The organism is Microbacterium suaedae (assembly GCF_003254645.1).
GTDB classification, from domain to species: domain Bacteria; phylum Actinomycetota; class Actinomycetes; order Actinomycetales; family Microbacteriaceae; genus Microbacterium; species Microbacterium suaedae.
Genome location: NZ_PNFD01000004.1, coordinates 253,313 through 272,680 on the forward strand (window position 1 = coordinate 253,313; position 19,368 = coordinate 272,680).

At 69.9% G+C, this 19,368-nt stretch carries 14 protein-coding genes; 5 read left to right on the top strand and 9 right to left on the bottom strand.

What is annotated here, in order from left to right:
- Position 1: 1 nt before the first annotated feature.
- A complete protein-coding gene (locus tag C0012_RS13490) occupies positions 2-1,360 on the bottom strand; it encodes a TrkH family potassium uptake protein (RefSeq protein WP_232527936.1) in 1,359 nt (452 codons plus the stop codon).
- Between the two features lie 55 nt (positions 1,361-1,415).
- Positions 1,416-2,255, bottom strand: coding sequence for a pyrroline-5-carboxylate reductase (gene proC, locus C0012_RS13495; RefSeq protein WP_111467118.1), 840 nt, complete (start codon positions 2,253-2,255; stop codon positions 1,416-1,418).
- 40 nt (positions 2,256-2,295) lie between these two features.
- Between proC and C0012_RS13500 the strand changes: the two genes are divergently transcribed.
- Together C0012_RS13500 and C0012_RS13505 are read left to right on the top strand one after the other, a co-directional pair.
- The gene (locus C0012_RS13500) at positions 2,296-2,619 is read left to right on the top strand and encodes a hypothetical protein (protein ID WP_111467119.1); all 324 of its coding nucleotides are present in this window, start codon (positions 2,296-2,298) and stop codon (positions 2,617-2,619) included.
- Positions 2,620-2,658: 39 nt separating this feature from the next.
- Positions 2,659-3,597 (top strand): LLM class F420-dependent oxidoreductase, encoded by a 939-nt coding sequence (locus tag C0012_RS13505; RefSeq protein WP_111467120.1) that lies wholly within the window; start codon positions 2,659-2,661, stop codon positions 3,595-3,597.
- A 6-nt stretch (positions 3,598-3,603) separates the two neighbouring features.
- Here C0012_RS13505 and C0012_RS13510 read toward each other — a convergent pair whose 3' ends face one another.
- Together C0012_RS13510 and C0012_RS13515 are read right to left on the bottom strand one after the other, a co-directional pair.
- Positions 3,604-4,065, bottom strand: coding sequence for a nucleoside deaminase (locus C0012_RS13510; RefSeq protein ID WP_111467121.1), 462 nt, complete (start codon positions 4,063-4,065; stop codon positions 3,604-3,606).
- Between the two features lie 10 nt (positions 4,066-4,075).
- Positions 4,076-5,122: an NAD(P)-dependent alcohol dehydrogenase gene (locus tag C0012_RS13515; protein WP_111467122.1), complete on the bottom strand. Its 1,047-nt coding sequence runs from the start codon at positions 5,120-5,122 to the stop codon at positions 4,076-4,078.
- Positions 5,123-5,286: 164 nt separating this feature from the next.
- Here C0012_RS13515 and upp point away from each other — a divergent pair, with 164 nt between their 5' ends.
- Together upp and C0012_RS13525 are read left to right on the top strand one after the other, a co-directional pair.
- Entirely contained in the window at positions 5,287-5,922 is a 636-nt protein-coding gene (upp, locus tag C0012_RS13520; RefSeq protein ID WP_111467220.1) for a uracil phosphoribosyltransferase, read from the top strand.
- A 133-nt stretch (positions 5,923-6,055) separates the two neighbouring features.
- The gene (locus tag C0012_RS13525; protein ID WP_111467123.1) at positions 6,056-6,985 is read left to right on the top strand and encodes a universal stress protein; all 930 of its coding nucleotides are present in this window, start codon (positions 6,056-6,058) and stop codon (positions 6,983-6,985) included.
- 38 nt (positions 6,986-7,023) lie between these two features.
- On the opposite strand, the gene C0012_RS13530 is transcribed toward C0012_RS13525, so the two are convergent.
- The gene (locus tag C0012_RS13530) at positions 7,024-10,560 is read right to left on the bottom strand and encodes a TM0106 family RecB-like putative nuclease (protein WP_111467124.1); all 3,537 of its coding nucleotides are present in this window, start codon (positions 10,558-10,560) and stop codon (positions 7,024-7,026) included.
- Positions 10,561-10,674: 114 nt separating this feature from the next.
- Between C0012_RS13530 and C0012_RS13535 the strand changes: the two genes are divergently transcribed.
- Positions 10,675-12,732 (top strand): NAD(+) synthase, encoded by a 2,058-nt coding sequence (locus C0012_RS13535; protein ID WP_111467125.1) that lies wholly within the window; start codon positions 10,675-10,677, stop codon positions 12,730-12,732.
- Positions 12,733-13,864: 1,132 nt separating this feature from the next.
- Here C0012_RS13535 and C0012_RS13540 read toward each other — a convergent pair.
- From C0012_RS13540 to C0012_RS13550, 4 genes are read right to left on the bottom strand one after another with little or no spacing between them, the layout of a single operon-like run.
- Positions 13,865-14,473: a tRNA-specific adenosine deaminase gene (locus tag C0012_RS13540; protein WP_111467126.1), complete on the bottom strand. Its 609-nt coding sequence runs from the start codon at positions 14,471-14,473 to the stop codon at positions 13,865-13,867.
- A gap of 53 nt (positions 14,474-14,526) precedes the next feature.
- Positions 14,527-14,703, bottom strand: coding sequence for a hypothetical protein (locus tag C0012_RS15600; RefSeq protein WP_198411149.1), 177 nt, complete (start codon positions 14,701-14,703; stop codon positions 14,527-14,529).
- Positions 14,700-18,188, bottom strand: a complete 3,489-nt coding sequence (locus C0012_RS13545) for an AAA family ATPase (protein WP_111467127.1) — start codon at positions 18,186-18,188, stop codon at positions 14,700-14,702. The genes C0012_RS15600 and C0012_RS13545 overlap by 4 nt, the downstream gene beginning before the upstream one ends.
- A complete protein-coding gene (locus tag C0012_RS13550) occupies positions 18,185-19,351 on the bottom strand; it encodes an exonuclease SbcCD subunit D (RefSeq protein ID WP_111467128.1) in 1,167 nt (388 codons plus the stop codon). Before C0012_RS13550 ends, C0012_RS13545 begins: the two co-directional genes overlap by 4 nt.
- Positions 19,352-19,368 lie beyond the last annotated feature (17 nt).

Genomic DNA, 19,368 nt, shown 5'->3' on the forward strand with positions numbered 1-19,368 from the left:
CTCAGCCAATGGCCGGGCGCTCCTTGGGAAGTTCGTACGCTGTCTTCCGCTCGCGGAGGGCGAGCGCGGATCCGAGAGTGAGAGGGCCGAGCCGGCCCAGGAACATGAGGATCGACATCAGCACGCGCGCTGGATCAGGCAGATCCGCCGTAATGCCCGTCGACAGTCCGACGGTGCCGAACGCCGAGATCGCTTCGAACAGCACCCTGTCGAGGTCGAGATCCGTCATCGCAAGGATCACGAGCGTCACGAAGACGATGCCCGCGATCGCGACGAGAACGACCGAGATCGCCTGGCGGTGCACGCTGCGCGAGAGGCGCTTGCCGAAGATGTTCACGGCCGTGCCTCCGCGCAGCTCGGTCCAGAGGATGAACAGCAGCACGGCGAAGGTCGTCACCTTGATGCCGCCGGCGGTTCCCGCGGGGCCGCCTCCGATGAACATGAGGATGTCGGTCACGAGCCACGTCTCGTCGTGCATCTGACCGACATCGACCGAGTTGAAGCCCGCCGTGCGCGTCTGCACGGCGTGGAAGAAGCCGCCGAGCACGCGCGTCCAGGGATCCTCTCCGCCGAGCGTCTGGGGATTCGTCCACTCCATGGCCGTGATGACGAGCGTCGATCCGACGAGCAGGACGATGGTCGCGGCGAGCACGATGCGGGTATTCATGGACCAGTGCAGGGGCTGACGGAACTCGCGCCGCAGCTCCCGCAGCACGGGGAAGCCGACGCCGCCGACGATGATCGCGGCGCACATCGGCAGCAGGATCCACGGATCCGCCGCGAAGCCCATCATGCTGTCGCTCTGCAGCGCGAATCCGGCGTTGTTGAACGCCGAGATCGAGTGGAAAACCGACATCCACACCGCCTCGCCGAGACCGTAGTCGCCGCGATAGCCGAGGAGGAACCGGCCGAGGAGGATCGCGGCGACGACGGCCTCAATGATGATCGATGTGAAGAAGATGCCGGCGACGATGCGGCGCACGTTCGGGGCGCCGAGCGTCTTCGACTCCGTCACGGCGTTCATTCGTGCACGCACGGACAGCTTGCGGGCCAGCACGATGCCGACGAGCGCGGCGAAGACCATGATCCCGAGTCCACCGAGCTGGATGAGCACGAGGATCACCGCGAGGCCGAAACCGCTCCAGTGGCTCGCCGTGTCGACGACGACGAGGCCCGTCACGCACAGCGCCGATGTCGCGGTGAAAAGCGCGTCGATGAAGCTCGTGCGGTTGCCGGGGACAGCTGAGATCGGCAGCCAGAGCAGGAGGGTGCCGACGACGAGGACTGCTCCGAACCCCAGGACGATTGCCTGGGCGGGAGCGAAGCCGCGCCGTACCGACGCGGACGCTGTTCGAGTCACGAACGACGACAGTACGCCAATTCCGTCACGGCGCAAGTCCGGCCCGCGGGGCTGCTCACCCCTCGGCGGCGAGCTCCTTCGCGCGCGCATACGCCGCGTCGGTCGCCTTCTTGAACAGGGCATCGAGATCGGCGGCCTGGAACGTCTCGACGGCCTCGTGCGTCGTGCCCTTCGGGCTCGTCACGCCGCGACGCAGCTCGGCCGGGTGCTGGCCCGAAGCCTCGAGGAACGCCGTCGCACCGATGAAGGTCTTCTCGGCGATGAGGCGGGCACGCTCGTCGTCGAAGCCCTGGTGCTTCGCGGCCTCGATCAGCTTCTCGACGAAGAGGAAGACGTATGCCGGGCCGGATCCGGAGATCGTCGAGATCGCGTCGATCCCATCGTCACCGTCGACCTCCACCGCGTCCCCGACCGTCTCGAAGAGCCGCTTCACGATCGCCATGTCCTCGGCGGAGGCGTGCGTGCCCGCGGCGAGCCCCGTCACGCCCTTGCCGACCGTCGAGGGCGTGTTCGGCATCGACCGGATCACCGAGGTCGAGCCGAGCTTCTCCTCGAACTGAGCGAGGGTGATGCCCGCCGCGAGGCTCACGACGATCGCGTCGTCGCGCAGGTGCGGCCCGATCTCGTCGAGCAGATCGGCGATCATGTATGGCTTCACGCCGACGAGGACCACGCGCGCCGCGGCAGCCGCCTGCGCATTGCCGTCGGGGGTGTTCTCAAGCGCGATGCTCGTGACGCCGTCGAGCTCGGCAAGCGGCTCGGCCTTCGCGGCAGTGCGGTTCGTGACGTGGATCCCGCCGTCGACGGGGATCCCGCTGGAGACGAGGCCTCGGAGGATCGAGCCTCCCATCGAACCGGCACCGATGAACGCGACAGAGGGAAGGGCTTCAGTCATGCCTTCCACGCTACAGCCGGGTGCGCTATACGCTGGGCGCATGGATGCACAGGTGAGCGACCACGCAGCCCAGGACGACGTGCCGAAGGTCATCGAAGCGATCGAGCGCGGCCCCGAAGTGCAGAAGGCTCTGCGCATCATGGTCGTGCCGATCTCCCCGGACCGGCTGCTCGTCTCCGGCGAGGTGACGGTCCCGCTCGACAAGCCCCTCTCGTCGATCGCACGGGATCTCGACGTCGTCGAGGGCCGCGTGCGTCACGAGGTGCCGAAGGTGCACGAGATGTTCCTCTCGGCCCGCGTCTATTCGGATCCCGACCAGGCCGATCCGCCGACCGAGGCATTCGTGGTCCGCTCGATCGACTGATGCGCGTCGGCGCGGAAGCGCGGATGCCAGTATTGACGCATGGCCACTCCTGAGTTCTGCGTCTTCACCGAGCCCCAGCAGGGGGCCTCCTACGACACCCAGCTCGCGTTCGCCCAGCAGGCCGAGCGCAGCGGTTTCGACGGCTTCTTCCGCTCGGATCACTATCTCAAGATGGGCGACTTCTTCACGGGAGAGCCCGGCCCGACCGACGCGTGGACGACGCTCGCCGGTCTCGCCCGCGAGACGCGCACCCTGCGCCTCGGCACGCTCGTGTCGTCCGTGACCTACCGCACCCCGGGGATCCTCGCGATCCAGGTCGCGCAGGTCGACCAGATGTCGGGCGGCCGCGTCGAGCTGGGGCTCGGAACCGGCTGGTTCGAGGCGGAGCACGCCGCGTACGGGATCCCCTTCCCCCGCAAGCGATTCGATCTGCTCGAGGAGCAGCTCGAGATCGTGCAGGGCCTCTGGGGCACACCGGAGCACGCGACGTACTCGTTCGACGGCGAGCACTACCAGCTCGTCGACTCCCCGGCGCTGCCGAAACCCGCGCAGGAGGCACCTCCCGTCATCGTCGGCGGTGCCGGCCTCAAGCGCACGCCGTCACTCGCCGCGCGCTTCGCGACCGAGTTCAACATCCCCTTCCAGCCCGAGGACGTCGTCGTCGATCGCTGGGCGCGGGCGCGCGCCGCATGCGAAGACATCGGCCGCGACCCCGAGACCCTGAAGACGACGGTCGCCCTCACAACGCTCGCGGGCGAGACCGAGCAGGACGTCGCGCGCCGCGCAGCCGCGACGGGCGTCGACGTCGACGAGTTCCGCCGCGACCACACCTTCTGCGGATCCGCGGCCGAGATCGTCGACCGGGCGGGCCGACTCCTCGAGCAGGGCGCGAACCGGCTCTACTTCCAGATGATCGACATGACCGACCTCGACCACGTGGCCTTCGTGGGCGAGGAGGTCCTGCCGCAGCTGCGCTGAGCGCACTCACCGTCGCGCGCGGAAGAACTCCTCCAGCGGGGCGCGGGCCTCGTGCTCGAGGACGCCGCCGATCACCTCGGCGCGCACGGGCAGCCGGCGATCGCGCACGACGTCGTAGACAGATCCTGCGGCGCCGGCCTTGTCGTCCCACGCCCCGAAGACAAGCCGCGAGACGCGGGCCTGCAGCAACGCACCCGCGCACATGACGCAGGGTTCGAGCGTCACGACGAGCGTGCACCCGTCGAGGTTCCAGGATCCGATGCGCGCAGCAGCTTCGCGCATCGCGAGTACCTCCGCATGGGCGCTCGGGTCGTGCGTCTGCTCGCGGCGGTTCCGACCGCGACCGATGAGCGCGCCGGCACCGTCGAGCACGACGGCGCCGACGGGTACCTCCCCCGCCGCGCCGGCGTCTGCGGCGAGCGCGAGCGCGAGCCGCATGGCGTCGACGTCGGCGGGGTCAGGTGTCATGCCCTCGAGGTTACGGCGTGATGACCGCGCGACCGCGCAGGGTGCCCTCGTGCAGCCGGCGATACGCCTCGGGGGCGTCTTCGAGCGCGAAGCGCTCGGTTTCGACATCGATCAGGCCGCCGCGGGCCAGGTCGAACACCTCCATGAGCTCGGCGCGCGACCCCCAGTACGGCGAACGGATCGTCGCGTCGTACGGACGCGCGAGCATCCCGACATCGGCCTTCGTCGCCCCGACGCCGACGAGCACAAGGTCGGTCTCGACGCCGCTGAGCTTCGATCCGAGGTCGACGGTCGGCTGGATCGCAACGAAGTCGAAGATCGCCGTGACGGTCGCCTTGCCCGTCGCCTTCGCGATCTCATCGGCGGCGTCGTCGTTCGAGAGGAAGGCGTGATGCGCGCCGACGTCCTTCGCGAGGGCGAGCTTGTCGTCGTTGACGTCGAGGGCGATCACCGTGGCGGGAGTGAGCGCCCGGAGGATCTGGATCGCCACGTGCCCGAGCCCACCGGTGCCGATGACGACAGCCGTCGAGCCGGGACCGAGCTTCTGGAGGGACCCCTTGATCGCGTGGTACGGCGTGAGTCCTGCGTCAGTCAGGGCGACGTTGTCGACGGGGTCGAGGTCGCCCAGCGGGACGAGGAAGCGCGGCGAGTCGACGATCATGTACTCGGCCATGGATCCGTCGTGGCCGAGACCGGGAGGTGTGATTCCGAGCTCGGCGGCGCGCTCGCAGTAGTTCTCCTTGCCCTGAGCGCACTGGTAGCAGCCCCCGCAGCCCCAGGGTCCGTAGACGGCGACGGCGTCGCCGACGGCGACCTCGGTGACGCCTTCGCCGAGCGCGTCAACGATGCCGGCGCCCTCGTGGCCGAGGGTCATGGGAAGCGGATACCCCATGCCATCGGTGTAGGCGTCCTCCGGCAGCCCCATGACGAACGAGTCGGAGTGACAGGCGCCTGCCGCGGTGACCTTGAGTCGCACCTGCCCGGGGCCGGGCTCGGGCGTCGGCACCTCTCGGATCTCGGGCGGCTGGCCGATCGCAACGTACTGCAGAGCCTTCATGGGGTTCTCCTTTCGTGTACGTGACGGGGGTCTCCGGCACGTGTAGACATTCTCTCCCCTGTGCGCGCCTGACGCACCCGTCTGCGCGGTAAACGGCTGAGGACCTCCGAGTAACGCGCGACGCCTGCGGAATTCCGCCAGGTGCGCCCAGTAACGTGTGGTTCATGCGCGTGCACATTGCCGACCACCCGCTCATCACCCACAAGCTGACCGTCCTTCGTGACAAGTCCACCCCGTCGCCCGTGTTCCGTCAGCTGACGGAAGAGCTCATGACCCTCCTCGCCTACGAGGCAACGCGGAACGTGCGCGTGCAGGACTGTGAGATCAACACTCCCGTGACGACGACGATCGGCGTGAAGATCGCCGATCCGAAGCCCCTCGTCGTGCCGATTCTGCGCGCGGGGCTCGGCATGCTCGAGGGCATGACGAAGCTCATCCCGACGGCGGAGGTGGGATTCCTCGGAATCGTGCGCGACGAGCGCACACTGAAGCCGACGACCTACGCCGAGCGCCTTCCTGACGATCTGGCGGGACGGCAGTGCTTCGTGCTGGATCCGATGCTCGCGACGGGCGGTTCGCTCGCGGCCGCGATCAAGTTCCTCTTCGACCGCGGCGCGACCGACGTGACGGCCGTGTGCCTCCTGGGCACCCCGGAGGGCGTGCGCGCGATCGACAGTCTCGTCGGCGACCGCGACGTCAACCTCGTGCTCGGCGCGATGGACGAGGGTCTCAACGAGAAGGGCTACATCGTCCCCGGCCTCGGCGACGCCGGCGACCGCCTCTACGGCACGGCCGACTGACACCTCTCACACAACCGGTGACTCCCCCTCCCGCCGTATACGCGGCGGGTCTAGACTGCACGCGACGGGGGGAGACGTCTCTGCGAGAGCGTGCCCTTCGTTGACGTCTGGTCGACCCATCGAGAGGCATGTGATGAATGACGCACCCCGCGGGGCAACCGACCCGCTCCCGTTCGACTCGCCGGAGCGCGACCTGGGTGTCCTGGTCGGATACGACGGCTCCGAGCACGCGGATCTCGCGCTCGACTACGCCGCGGAGGAGGCTGCTCGCCGAGGCACGGTCCTCACCGTCGTCACGGCGTACACCATCCCGGTGAAGCTCTACACGACGCTCGCCGCGGTCCCCGCCCACCCCGACGACATCACGGCCGAACGCACGGCTGAGAGCATCCTTTCCGAGGCGCGTACGCGCCTGGCAGGATCCGCCCGACAGATCGACTATCGCACCGTGCCGGGCCATGCCACGAGCGTGCTCGAAGACCTCAGCGTCGGCGCGCAGGTAGTCGTCCTCGGCGCGCGCGGTCGCGGCGGGCTCGTCGGCCAGGTCGTCGGATCCGTGGCCAACGCGATGCCCGTGCGCGCGCACTGCCCGACCATCGTCATCGGCGAGCCGCACGAGTCGGATGAGCGCGCGAATGCTGTTGCCGTGGCTGTCGACGGATCCGAGCGGAGCCGCGTCGTCCTCGTCGAGGCCGCCCGCATCGCACATGCGCGGAAGGTCCCGCTCGAGGTCATCACGGTCCTGCCGTCGAGCGAGGAATGGCTCTACTGGTATCCGGACGCGGGACTGAACGATCAGATGGTCGCGGATCGGACGCGGGAGCTCGAGCGGGAGCTCGAGTCGTGGGCCGAGGAGACCGCGAAGGAATTCCCTGGGCTCGAGACGACGGCGTCCGCGTACATCGGAAATCCGAAGGACGTGATCGCCGCCCGCACGGGCCTGAACGAGTTGACCGTGATGGGCACGCGTGGGCGCGGCGCGATTCGTAGCGCGCTGCTCGGATCCGTCTCTCGCAGCGTTCTGCACCACGCTCGCGGCCCCGTCATGGTCGTCCCTTCCTGACGCCCCCAGCGGGGCGACGCGCTCAGCCCCGGTCGAGCTCAGCCCCGGTCGACGAGTCGCGCGAATGCGCTGAGTCGGGCGACCGAATCGGCGTGGAACGGCAGATCGTCGAGCAGCGCGGGACTGTAGACCACGTGAGCGGCGACCTTCGCGCGGCTGATGCCGACGTTGAGGCGGTTCTGTAGCAACAGGAACTCGGGGCCCCGTGGGGCGTCGCGGCCGGAGGAGGCGGCGAGGGTGAGGATCGCGACCGCCGCCTCCTGCCCCTGGAACTTGTCGACCGTGCCGACGCGCACATGGGGGAAGCCGCCCTGCGCGAGGGTCTGTTCGACGAGCTGCTGCTGTGCGTTGTAAGGCGCGACGACGATCACATCACTCTGCGTGAGTGCGCGCGGCGCGCGCGGCGATGCGGCCTGTTCGTCGTCGATGTCGATGTCGACGAAGGCCCGCCCGATGGTCTCCTGCACGATCTGCAGGACGGCCTCGGCCTCTTCCGGCGACGCAGTCGCGTTGCCACGGTGCGAGATCGGCACGGGGTGGACCCCGGGCTCGACACCCTCGATCGACCGCAGCTCGGCGCCCGACCGCGCGCGCAGACGACCGCTGTAGGAGAGTTCGGAGACGGGGCGGGCGACCTCGGGGTGCAGGCGCCACGTCTGCGCCAGGAAATACCCGTGCCCGTCGGGAAGCACGGCGGATCCGCGCATGAGCCAGCCGAGAGCCGACGTGTCGACGGGGGCCGTGTGGGTTCCCTGGCTGACCTGCGGAAGCTGCTGCGGGTCGCCGAGAAGCAGCAGCCGGCGCGCGGCCATCGACACGGCGATCGTCGAGGCGAGGGAGAACTGCCCCGCCTCGTCGACGACGAGCAGGTCGAGTCCGCGGCGGTCGACGCGCGTGACGTTCGCGAAGTCCCACGCCGTTCCGCCGACGACGTATCCCTTCGAGCGCCCTCGCTGATATGCGGCGAGCCCACCCCGGGGCAGGACCGTGAACGACTGCCCGTCGGCGCGGGCGCCTCCCTTGAGCGTCTTGCCGACGTGCGCCGCCGGAACACCCGCCGCCACGACGCGATCGAGCATGTTCTCGACGACGGCGTGAGACTGTGCGACGACGCCGACCTTCCACCCATGGTCGTTCACGAGCCGCGCGATGACGTGGGAGCCGACGTAGGTCTTCCCCGTGCCCGGGGGTCCCTGCACGGCCAGGTAGGTGGGAACGCTCAGCAGCGAGAACACGATCGCGTCGATGTCGCTGCCGATCGCGGATGACACGACGCGCCCCGAGTGGTGATCGGCGCGCAGCGTGCGGAGGATGTCGGTCGCGGCATCGATCGGGAACGCGCCATCGGCCGATCCGACGTGGTTCTCGCCCTTGAGGAGTGTGTCTGCCCACTCGTCGATTGCGCCCTGCTGGGCGCCGGCGCGCGGCGGCGACGGCGGTGTGAGTGCCACGGGCAGCTCTCGCCAGGTCTGACCGTCGACGGCGTATTCGTCGACGACCACCCCGTCGTCGAGCACCTCGACGACCGTGACCTCGCGGGGCACGTGGATCCATCGCTGCGACGCCTCGTTCGGGAACGGCGCGGGGGCGGGGTACAGCGCATAGGGCGACGAGCCGACGCCGAGCCTCGTGCCCGGAGCGAGATCGCCGCGCAGCTCGACGCGGCGGCGCTCGGCGCGGGATCCGTCGGGAATGTGCCAGTCGTCGACGAGCTCGGAGCGGCGGATGTCGACCACGACGACGTCCTTCGTCTCTCCCCACAGAGAGACGGGCTCGCGCAGCCGTTCGAAATGGTTCTGCCAGAACGAGCGCGCCTCGCGCGGGTAGTAGTCGATCGCCGCGGCCGCGAGACGGAGCGCCTGTTCGTCATTCGACACGGGCTCCCCCTCGCCGCGTGCGTCGGCGAGTTCGTCCGCGCGCGCCGTGAGCGCGGTGGCACGCGGCGAGGGCTCGTACACATCGCTCAGCCGGTCGTCGGGGGCGGCAGGCAGCACGCGCGCCTCGCGGGCGCGTTCGACGAGCCAGTCGCGCAGTCGGCGCGTCGACACGCAGTCGTAGCGGTTGTAGTCGGCGAGATCCTCGAGGATCGCCTGCGCTTCGGAGGGACGCCCGGCCTCGAGCAGGCCACGCGCCTCGACGTACCGCACGATCGAGTCGTCGCCCTTCTGGACGTCCTGTGTGCGCACGTCGCCGCCCATGTAGAGCGGTTCGAGCTTCTTGATCGAGTACGAGCGAGACCCGACGCGCAGCGCGTGCTTGACGATGGGATAGAGGTCGACGAACAACTCGTCCCGCAGCATGCGATCGACCTCGGCCTCGCGGACACCGTGCCGCGCCGCCATCGCCGCGAGGTGCGACGGCTCGTACGGCGCGTAGTGGTAGATGTGCATCTGCGGATGCGCGCGCCGACGGGCCGCGACAAAATCGCAGAACCGCTCGAGGGCGCGGCGCTCGGCGGCAAGGTCGTGCGCCCAGATCGGCGTGTACTGCTCGCGCAGATCGACCCATCCGAAGAGGTAGTCGATGCCCCAGCTCGTCCGTCCGTCGCTGCCCCGCTCGCTGAACAGCGGATCGCCCTCGAAATCGAAGAAGATGTCGCCGTGGTCGGGGCGCGGCATCGCACTGAGTGCGGCCGGGTTCACGACCTCGTACAGCGGGGCCGCCCCGCCCTCGCGCTCGGTCTCGACCTGCAGCCGCGCCTGCGTACGCAGCGCCTCGAAGACGTCGTCGCTCAGCCGGGCAGGCTTCTCGCGGGCCTCGGCGAGCTGGTCGATCGTCTCGATGCCACCCGCACGAAGTCGGTCGCGCTGCGTCGGCCGCATACCGGCCACGAGCAGGACATCTCGGTGCGCCTGCACTTCGAGCTCGCACACGACGCATCGCCCGCAGGAACGCACGCCGAGCCCCCCGCGTGCGTCGCCCCAGGCGATCGCCTCCGTCGCCGCCCCCGTCTCGACGCGCCGGTCGGCGACGAGCGCCCGCAGCCGCTCTCGATGCACCTCGAAAAGCGGCAGGAGATCGCGCACGTCGTGGGTGGACGTCGAGCCGTCACCGAGCAGGAGGTCGACCTCGTCGGATCGCGCGACGCCCCCACGATCGAGCTGATCGACGTATGCCGCGAGCTGCATCAGGGCGGTCGAACGGGCCGTACGGGCAAGCTTCGTGTCCTGCACGCGCCACCCGCCGGCGGCGTCGCGGATGAGGAAGTCGGCGAATCCGACGAAGTCGCCCGACGAGAACGCTCCCTGGAAGACAACCTGGGCCATCGGATCCTTCAGCGCCGCGATCGTCTCGCGCACTGCCTCGGCCAGCCCATCGGCATCGGCGGACGAGACCCGCGCGATCTCCACGACGGCATCGCCGTGCTGCGCGCGGTACTCCGACAGCACGCGCGCCTCGTGCGCGTCTCCCATCTGTGCCGCCCGTTCGAGCATCGCGTCGTCGGGGTCGTCTACCGGCTCGCACCGGCCGAGCTTCGCGTCGATGCGGCGCAGCCACGCGAACTCGCACTCGGCGGCGGCCTTGAGGTCGCTCGCGCTCCAGATGAGCCGGTGATCGTCGCGGGTGATGCGCATGACCTCAACCGTAGATCGGACCCCTGACAGACGAGTTGCCGCTTCCCTCCCCGACGGATCCGTTGCGGTCGCATCGCGCCGTGGAGGCGTCGAAGAGGTGCGAGACTGGGCGTCGTGACCGAGTTCGATTTCCGCAGCGCCTATCGCCACGGCTTCGCGCGCGTCGCCGCCTGCCACGTCCCCATCTCCGTCGCCGACCCCGAAACCAACGCGCGGCACGTGCTCGACGCAGCACACTCACTCGATGACGATGCGGTCGCCGTCGCGGTCTTCCCCGAGCTGTGTCTCTCCGGCTACGCGATCGACGACCTCGTCCTGCAGGACGTCGTTCTCGACGGCGTGCGTGCGGCGATCGAAGAGATCCGAGATCAGTCGGTGTGGATCATGCCGATGATCGTCGTCGGCGCTCCGCTGCGACACGGCGGTCGCCTCTTCAACTGCGCAGTTGCGATCCACCGTGGCGAGATCCTCGGCGTCGCACCGAAGTCTCATCTGCCCACCTACCGCGAGTTCTACGAGCGCCGCTGGTACGCGCCGGGCGACGATCAGCGAGGCACGATCCGGCTCTCCGGTCGCGACGTGCCGTTCGGGCCTGACCTTCTCTTTGAAGCATCCGACGTCCCCGGACTCGTCGTGCACGCCGAGGTGTGCGAGGACATGTGGGTGCCCGTGCCGCCGTCGTCGCTTGCGGCCCTCGCGGGCGCGACCGTGCTCCTCAACCTCTCAGGAAGCCCCATCACGGTCGCCCGCGCCGACGACCGGAAACTGCTCGCGCAGTCGGCCTCGGCACGCTGCCTCGCCGCCTACGCGTACGCGGCCGCCGGCCTCGGCGAGTCGACGAACGACCTGTCGTGGGACGGCCAGACGATGATCTACGAGGGCGGTTCGCTCCTCGCCGAGACTGAGCGCTTCCCTCGGGAGGCGACGGCCTCGATCGCCGACGTCGACCTCGACCGCCTGCGGCAGGACCGGATCCGCCAGGGCACCTTCGACGACAACCGCCGCGCGCACGCGCAGGCCACACAGTTCCGCCGCATCCCGTTCGAGCTGCGTCCGCCGAAGGGTGATGTGGGGCTGCGTCGCCACGTGGATCGCTTCCCGTTCGTGCCCGACGACCCCGCACGACTCGCGCAGGACTGCTACGAGGCGTTCAGCATCCAGGTCGCCGGGCTCGTGCAGCGCATGACGGCGATCGGATCCCCCAAGCCCGTCATCGGCGTCAGCGGCGGCCTCGACTCGACGCATGCCCTGCTCGTCATCGCGCGCGCGATGGACCTCATGGATCGCCCGCGCAGCGAGATCCTCGCGTACACGATGCCCGGGTTCGCGACGAGCGACCGCACGAAGTCGAACGCGATCGCCCTCGCCGAGTCGGTCGGCGCCACCATCGAGACGGTCGACATCCGGCCAGCAGCAACCGAGATGCTGACGCAGATGGGGCACCCGTTCGCCGACGGCGAGCCCGCGTACGACGTGACCTTCGAGAACGTGCAGGCGGGCCTGCGCACGGACTACCTCTTCCGCCTCGCGAATCACCACGGCGGCATCGTCGTCGGCACGGGCGACCTCTCGGAGTTCGCCCTCGGCTGGGCCACCTACGGCGTCGGGGATCAGATGAGCCACTACGCCGTCAACAGCGGCGTCCCGAAGACGCTCATCCAGCACCTCATCCGCTGGGTCGTCGCCGAAGGCGCGGCGCAGGGTGTGAGCTCGGACGAAGCCCGCGTGCTGCAGGCCGTTCTCGAGACAGAGATCTCGCCCGAGCTGGTGCCCGCGGGCGAAGACGGCAAGGTGCAGTCGACCGAGGACACGATCGGGCCGTACGCTCTGCACGACTTCACGCTCGCGCACGTGCTGCGCCACGGATCCCGCCCCTCACGGATCGCATTCCTCGCGGCGCATGCGTGGGAAGACGCCGGCCGCGGCGAGTGGCCCGCGGGATTCCCCGAGGGCGAGCGTCCCGAGTACGACCTCGAGACGGTCGTGCGCTGGCTGCGGGTGTTCCTGAAGCGCTTCTTCGGCTTCGCGCAGTTCAAGCGCTCGGCGGTGCCCAACGGCCCGAAGGTGTCGCACATCGGATCCCTGTCGCCGCGCGGCGATTGGCGCGCGCCAAGCGACGGCAACGCGCGCGCATGGCTCGCCGAGCTGGAGCGCGCCTTTCCCGAGCGCTGATCCTCCGGCGCGTCGCCCCGAGTGCGTTCGCGCCCCGCCGGGGCTTCCCGAGTGCCATCGCGCCCCCGCGGAGCTTCCCGAGTGCGGATCGGCCCCTCCACGGCACCCAAGGGGCGGATCCGCACTCGACAACGGGCGCCCTCCCTACGCAATGCGCGCTCCTCAGACCTACCGCGCCGTATGGACGACGGCGCCACCCCGCGAGCGCGGACGCGCCCTCAAGGGCCCTCCCGAGTGCCGTCGCGCCCCCGCGGATACTCCCGAGTGCGGATCCGCCCCTCCACGACGACCAAAAGGCAGATCCGCACTCGACAACAGCCGCGCACCCTTCGACGTGCGAAACGAGACCGTCAGGCCTGTCGCCCGCTGTGGAAGACGGCGCCACGCCAAGATCCTCCCGAGTGCCGTCGCGCCCTCCGCGGAGCCACCTGAGTGCGGGTCGCCCCCACAGGAGCCACCGGAGTGCCATCGCGCCCTCGCGGAACCGTCCCGAGTGCGGATCAGCCCATCCACGGCACCCAAACGGCGGATCTGCACTCGAGAACGGGCGCCCTCTCTGCGCAAAGCGCGCTCCTCAGACCTACCGCGCCGTATGGACGACGGCGCCACCCCGCGAACGCCGACGCGCCCTCAAGGGCCCGCCCGAGTGCCATCGCGCCTTCGCGGAGCCACCGAGTGCCATCGCGCCCCCAATGGATCCACCCGAGTGCCGTTCAGCCCATCCACGACGCCCAAGGGGCGGATCCGCACTCGACAACGGGCGCCCTCCCTACGCAAAGCGCACTCCTCAGACCTACCGCGCCGTATGGACGACGGCGCCACCCCGCGAGCGCGGACGCGCCCTCAAGGATCCACCCGAGTGCCGTTCAGCCCATCCATGACACGTAAGGGGCGGTCCCGCACTCGGGAACGGCCCCCTCCCCTCGACGTGCGGAACGAGACCGTCTGGCCTGTCGCGCGGTGCAAACAACATCGCCGCCCGCGAGCGCGACCACGCCCCACGAAGCCGCCCGAGTGTCATCGCGCCTTCGCGGAACCGTCCCGAGTGCGGATCAGCCCATCCACGGCACCCAAGGGGCGGATCCGCACTCGGGAGCGGACCCCGTATCCCGCGCCGTACGAAACCGGGCCCTCAGGCCTGTCGCGCGTTGTAGACGACCGCGCCGCCCGCGGCGACCGCGTCGCGGTAGGCCTCGAAGACCCGTACGGCCTCGGGTTTGGCGACGTCGAGTGTGACGGAGATTCCACGCTGCTCGAAGGCTTCGACCCAGGTGTCGATCATCGGCCCCTCGTCGAAGGTGGTGAGATCTTCGCATTCGGAGCCGTGACCAGCGAGGACGAGCGAGGTGATTCCTGACCACATCGCCGCCCCGTAGCACTGCACGCAGGGGCGCCAATTGACGACGAGCTCGTGTTCGGGCAAGCCGGCCCCGCCGAGGTCCCACGTGCCGAGGCGCGCCTGCGCCGTGCCGATCGCGGTCACCTCCGCGTGCCCGAGGGAGATGTTCGACGCGAGCACCACGTTGACGCCGACGGAGACGATGCGTCCTGTCGCGCGTTCGGCGACGAGGGCGGCGAATGGCCCGCCCCCGCCTTCACGCCAGTTGCGGTCGGCGAGGCGGTTGACGAGCGCGACACGATCGGCGACGGCGGGGATCTCGTCGGGAACGTCTGCGAGTTCGTCGTTCAGCCAGTCGGGCAGATCGAGAGTGACGGCGGTCGCGAGCGGCGGAAAGTGCATGACGCCAGGCTAGGCGTCGCGTGTTTCGCGCGTGTGGCGCGAGGCCGAGCGGCTCAGGTGCGCGAGCGAAAGAGCGCGCGCAGCGCGAAGAAGACGATGAGTGCGACGACGGCGACGACCGCGAGCTTGAACAACCAGAAGAGGACGCTGAAGAGGACGTTGACGATCCAGAAGGCGACGACAACCGCCACGATGACGCCGAGGATAGTCCAGATCGTGCCCTTGTTCATGACTCCATTCTGCCCTGATCGACTGTGCTCCAGCCTTGCGGCTGCGGAATGACCCGGAGCTGGGCCGGAATCTGCTCTTTCATGGCCTCGACGTGGCTGATGACACCGATCGTGCGGCCGCCCTGGCGGAGTTCGTCGAGCGTGCGCATGGCGACCTCGAGGGTCTCACCATCGAGGGATCCGAAGCCTTCGTCGATGAAGAGAGTGTCGAGGCGGACGCCTCCGGCGCGCCCCGTGACAACCTCGGCGAGGCCGAGTGCGAGGGAGAGCGAAGCGAGGAACGTCTCCCCACCCGAGAGGGAGTGCGCGGGGCGCGGCCGGCCCGTGAAACGGTCGACGACCTCGATGCCGAGGCCGGATGCCGCGCCGCGTCGGGCGAGGGCGTCGGTGTGCTGCAAGGCGTACCGGCCGCTGGACATCTCGGAGAGACGACGGTTGGCGGCTTCGACGATCTCCTCCAGCTCAGCCGCAAGAACAAACGTCTCGAGGTTCATCCTCTTGACGTTGTGCGCGCGCCCGGCGATCGCGTCGGCAAGACGCGCGATGTCGTCGGCTTCGCGCGCGGCCGCGCCGACCTCGCGATGGGCTTCCTCGGCGCGGCGGGCGGCTGTGGCGAGCGCGTCAGCGATCTGGCGCGCGGCGGCACGGGCGTCGACGGCCGCGTCCAGGGCTTCCTGAGCGCGGGCGAGCGCTTCTTCGGCGCGCGCGGCGTCGAGAGGATCCTCGGGGAGGTCGAACGCGGCGAGCTCGGCGAGCGCCGCCTCGGCGGATGCGCGGCGAGCCGCTTCGTCGGCGAGTGCGGCGTCCAGCGCAGAGATGGACTGCTCGTCACGGTGCGCGGCACGGGCGGCATCGCGGTCGTCGAAGCGTGCGTCGGCGAGAACGCGGTCAAGGTCCGAGGCGCGGGCGGAGCGCTCCCCCGCGGTCCGCGCGGCCTCTCGGTCGGCGTCGGCGAGTGTCGCGGCCGCGGAGGCGAGTCGCTGCGCACTCCCGATGCGCGCAGCGACGGAGGGGAAGGATCCGCGCCCGCGGCGGACGGCATCGCGATGGCCCGCGAGATCGCGCTCTCCCGCCGCGATCGTCGCGTCAAGCGCGGCGCGCTGCCGGGTGGCTTCGGCGAGACGCTCGTCGAGTTCGTCACGCTCGGAGGCGAGCTGAGCGCGTTCGCGCTCGAGCTCGGCCTTCTCGCGCGCCGCGGTCTCGGCATCGGCGAGCTGATCGCGCGCGGCGATGAGGTCGCCGTTCACCTCGATCTCGGTGCGGCCTCCCGCCCGCTCCTCGGCGGCTCGGAGATCGACTTCAATTCGCTGCCGCCGGGTATCCGCTGTCTCGGCCTGCTCGGCCGCCTCCGAACGCTCAGCGTCGGCCGCGTCGATCTGTGCGGCCGTGACGTGATCGTCAGGGAGCGGCGCGGGCGACGGGTGGTGAGTCGAACCGCAGACGGGGCACGCGTCTCCGTCGGTCAGGTCGGCCGCGAGTTCTCCCGCGTACCCGGCGAGACGCTGGGAGTGCAGGGCGCTGAGCGCGTCTTCTGCGGCGCGACGACGGGCAATCGTCTTGGCCGCGTCGTCGACGGCGCCTCGGTACTCAGCGGCGAGGGAGGCGACCTCGCCGAGTGCCGTGAACTGGTGTTCGAGCTGCGTGATGTGCGCGCGCACCGAGTCGGCTCGGGCGGCTCGTTCTGCCGCACGGTCGATCGCGCTCTGGTTCGCCGCGATGCGGCCGGGAAGCGCGTCGCGTCGCGCGGTGAGGCTCCCGAGGAGCTCATCGTGGGCGGCGAGGGCGGCGCGGAGATCGTCGAGTCGCGCCGTCTCGTCGGCGAGCAGCGTCTCAATCTCGCGGAGTGGCTGCCACGCACCGATGCGCCGATTGCTCTCGTCGACGAACGCCTCGAGCACGTCCGGAACGGCGTCGACCCCGGGGAGATCGTCCGCTTCGTCAACATCGGCCCCGGGCAGATCACCGGCCTCGGCAACGCCAGCGCCCCGGCGATCATCGACCTCGGCTTCGACAGCGTCGGGGATCTCCGCGTCACCGGCGGTATCACGGGCCGAGAACTCCGCACCACCCTCATCGTCGTGTTCCTCGCCCTGTGCCCGCGTGGGGCGCACCGCCGCGGAGGGATCGTCGCCGGTTGCTTCGCGTCGCAACCCGACGGCGGATGATGCCTGCAGGAGCGCCTCATCGCGCGCCGTGACCCACTGTTCACGGGCGGCATCGGCATCGGCATGCGCCGTCGCGGCGACCGCTTCTGCCCTGTCGACGGCGTCAGCGATGGGCGCGACTGTCGCGGCACGACGTGCAGCTTCGAGCTCAGCGCGGCGTGCGGCGGTCGCCTCGGCTCGGCTGTCGAGCTCCGCAAGCTGTGCGCGGGCGCGATCGCGGCGGGTCTGACGATCGCGCGTCTCGCGGATCCGGTCACGCTCGGCCTCAGCGTCAGCGCGTCGAGCGCGGGCAGCTGATTCAGCGGCATCGGCCCGCTCGGCGCGCGCCGCAGCACCCTCGGCACCCGCGTGCAGTCGTGAGATGCGAGCGGAGAGCGATTCGTCGTCGGGCGCCGCAGCCCGGGCTGCTCCCGCCGGCTCGTCGGTGCCGAGCGCGCCGGACCGCACCCCCGCGTCCGCCGAGCTTTCCGCACCGGCGCGACCCCCTACATCCACCGCGTCTTCCGGTCCGACGCGATCTTCCCGGTCTGCCGGGCTCTCGGCGCCGATCACGCGGACCGGAGCATCCGCGTCGGCTCGACCTCCGATGGCGGAGCCCTCCGGGCGTGCCGTCTCGTCGTCGAAACGGTCGTCGTTCTCTGGCTGCTCCACCCGTTCGAGGTCGTCGTGCGCCTGATCGAGGATCGCCCGCAGCGCCTCAGTACGGCTGTCGACAGACGCCCTGTGTTGACGTCGACGCTCGTCGAGGGCTGTCTCGTAGTCCTGGAATCGGCGTGTGCCGAAGAGGGTGCGCAGCAGCTTCTGCCGCTCGTCGTTCTTCGCGAGCAGGAACCGCGCGAAGCGCCCCTGTGCGAGCAGGATGACCTGGAGGAACTGCTGCTGGTTGAGGCCGACGACATCGGCGATGAGGCGGCCTGCTTCGACCGCTCGCGCGGCCCGACCGACCCATTCGCCGCCGACCTGCTCAAATACTTCGACCTTCGGCGGCGCCGTCGTGGTGCCCTCACCGCGGAGCTTCGGGCGCTCGTACTCCGGGCTCCGTTCGACGCGCCAACGGTGGTCGGCGACGGAGAACTCGACGGCGACGCTCGTGGGGTCGCTCGGTTCGGCGTGGTCGCTGCGGTACCGCTGTTCGCCGCCGTCGTATCGCGGCGCGGCTCCGTACAGAGCGAAGCAGACGGCATCGAGGATGCTCGACTTGCCCGTGCCGGTGCGACCGGCGATGAGGAAGATTCCGTCGGACGCATACTGGTCGAGGTCGATCGCCTGTCGCGCGCGAAACGGGCCGAAGCCCTCGATCTCGATGCGGTGGATCCTCATTGCGCCGCCTCCGCCCGTCGCTCAGAGATGACGTCGGCAATGAGCGCCCGCTCTTCGTCGCTCGCGCCGTCGCCGTCGCGTACGAGCGCCAGGAAATCGTCGACGATCTGCGGATCGGGCGTCTCGCGTGCGACGCGCTCACGATACGTGCGCACCGTGTCATCTCGGCGACGCTCCGGGTCGGGCTGGATCGTCGCGCAGTGCGGGAAGCGTGTGCGCAGGCGCCGCATCGGCTCGTGCGGAGGCGTCGCGTCGGTCAGTACCGCGCACACCCAGTCGTCGACGTGCACGGCGAAGCGCTCGTCGAAGAGCAGCTCGTCGAGCGTGCCCCTCAGGGTGACGAGACGGCGCGGCACCGGCAGCTCGACCCACGCGACATCTGCAAGCCCGTCGGCATCGAGATCGACGAGCCAGGCGCCGCGCGGTTTGTCTCCCTCGCCGAAGCTGTAGTGCAGAGGAGCGCCCGCGTACCGCACACGCTCCGACAGAGTCGCGCGCCCGTGGATGTGGCCGAGTGCCATGTAGTCGGGGCCGTCGAAGCAGGCGAGCGGCACGACGTCGAGCGAGCCCTGCCGCAGATCCTGACGCACTTCGCGCTCGAGCTGCGGCGTCGGTTCGACGCCCGCCGCGAAGCAGTGCGCGATCGCGACCGACCTCCCGCCACGCGCGGCCCGGTCGGCCTCGACGAGCGACATCGCGTGGCGCATCACCTGCTCCTGTGTGCGCAGCGTCTCGTCGGGCCACAGGTGCCGCACGAGGGCCGGTTCGAGATACGGGACCCCGTAGAAGTGCACAGGCCCGTGATCATCGTCGATCGTGACGGGCGCGCCCACCGTGAGCGGGTCGGTGACGACGTGCACGCCAGCGCGACCGAGAAACGGCGCCTGGAACCCGAGCCGAGCGGCCGAGTCATGGTTGCCGCTCGTGACGACCGCCTGCGCGCCCGCGTCTCGGATCGCGAGCAGTGTGTCGGTCAGGAGCGAATAGCAGTCGGCCGCGGGCGTCGCCGAGTCGAACACGTCTCCGGCCAGCAAGACGACGTCGACGCCCCGCTCGACGATCTCCCGAGTGAGCGCATCGAGCACGCCGCGCAGCGCGTCGAGCGTCGAGTTGCCGTGGAAGGACCGCCCGATGTGCCAGTCGGAGGTGTGCAGGATCCGCATGCCCCCACGCTATTCGG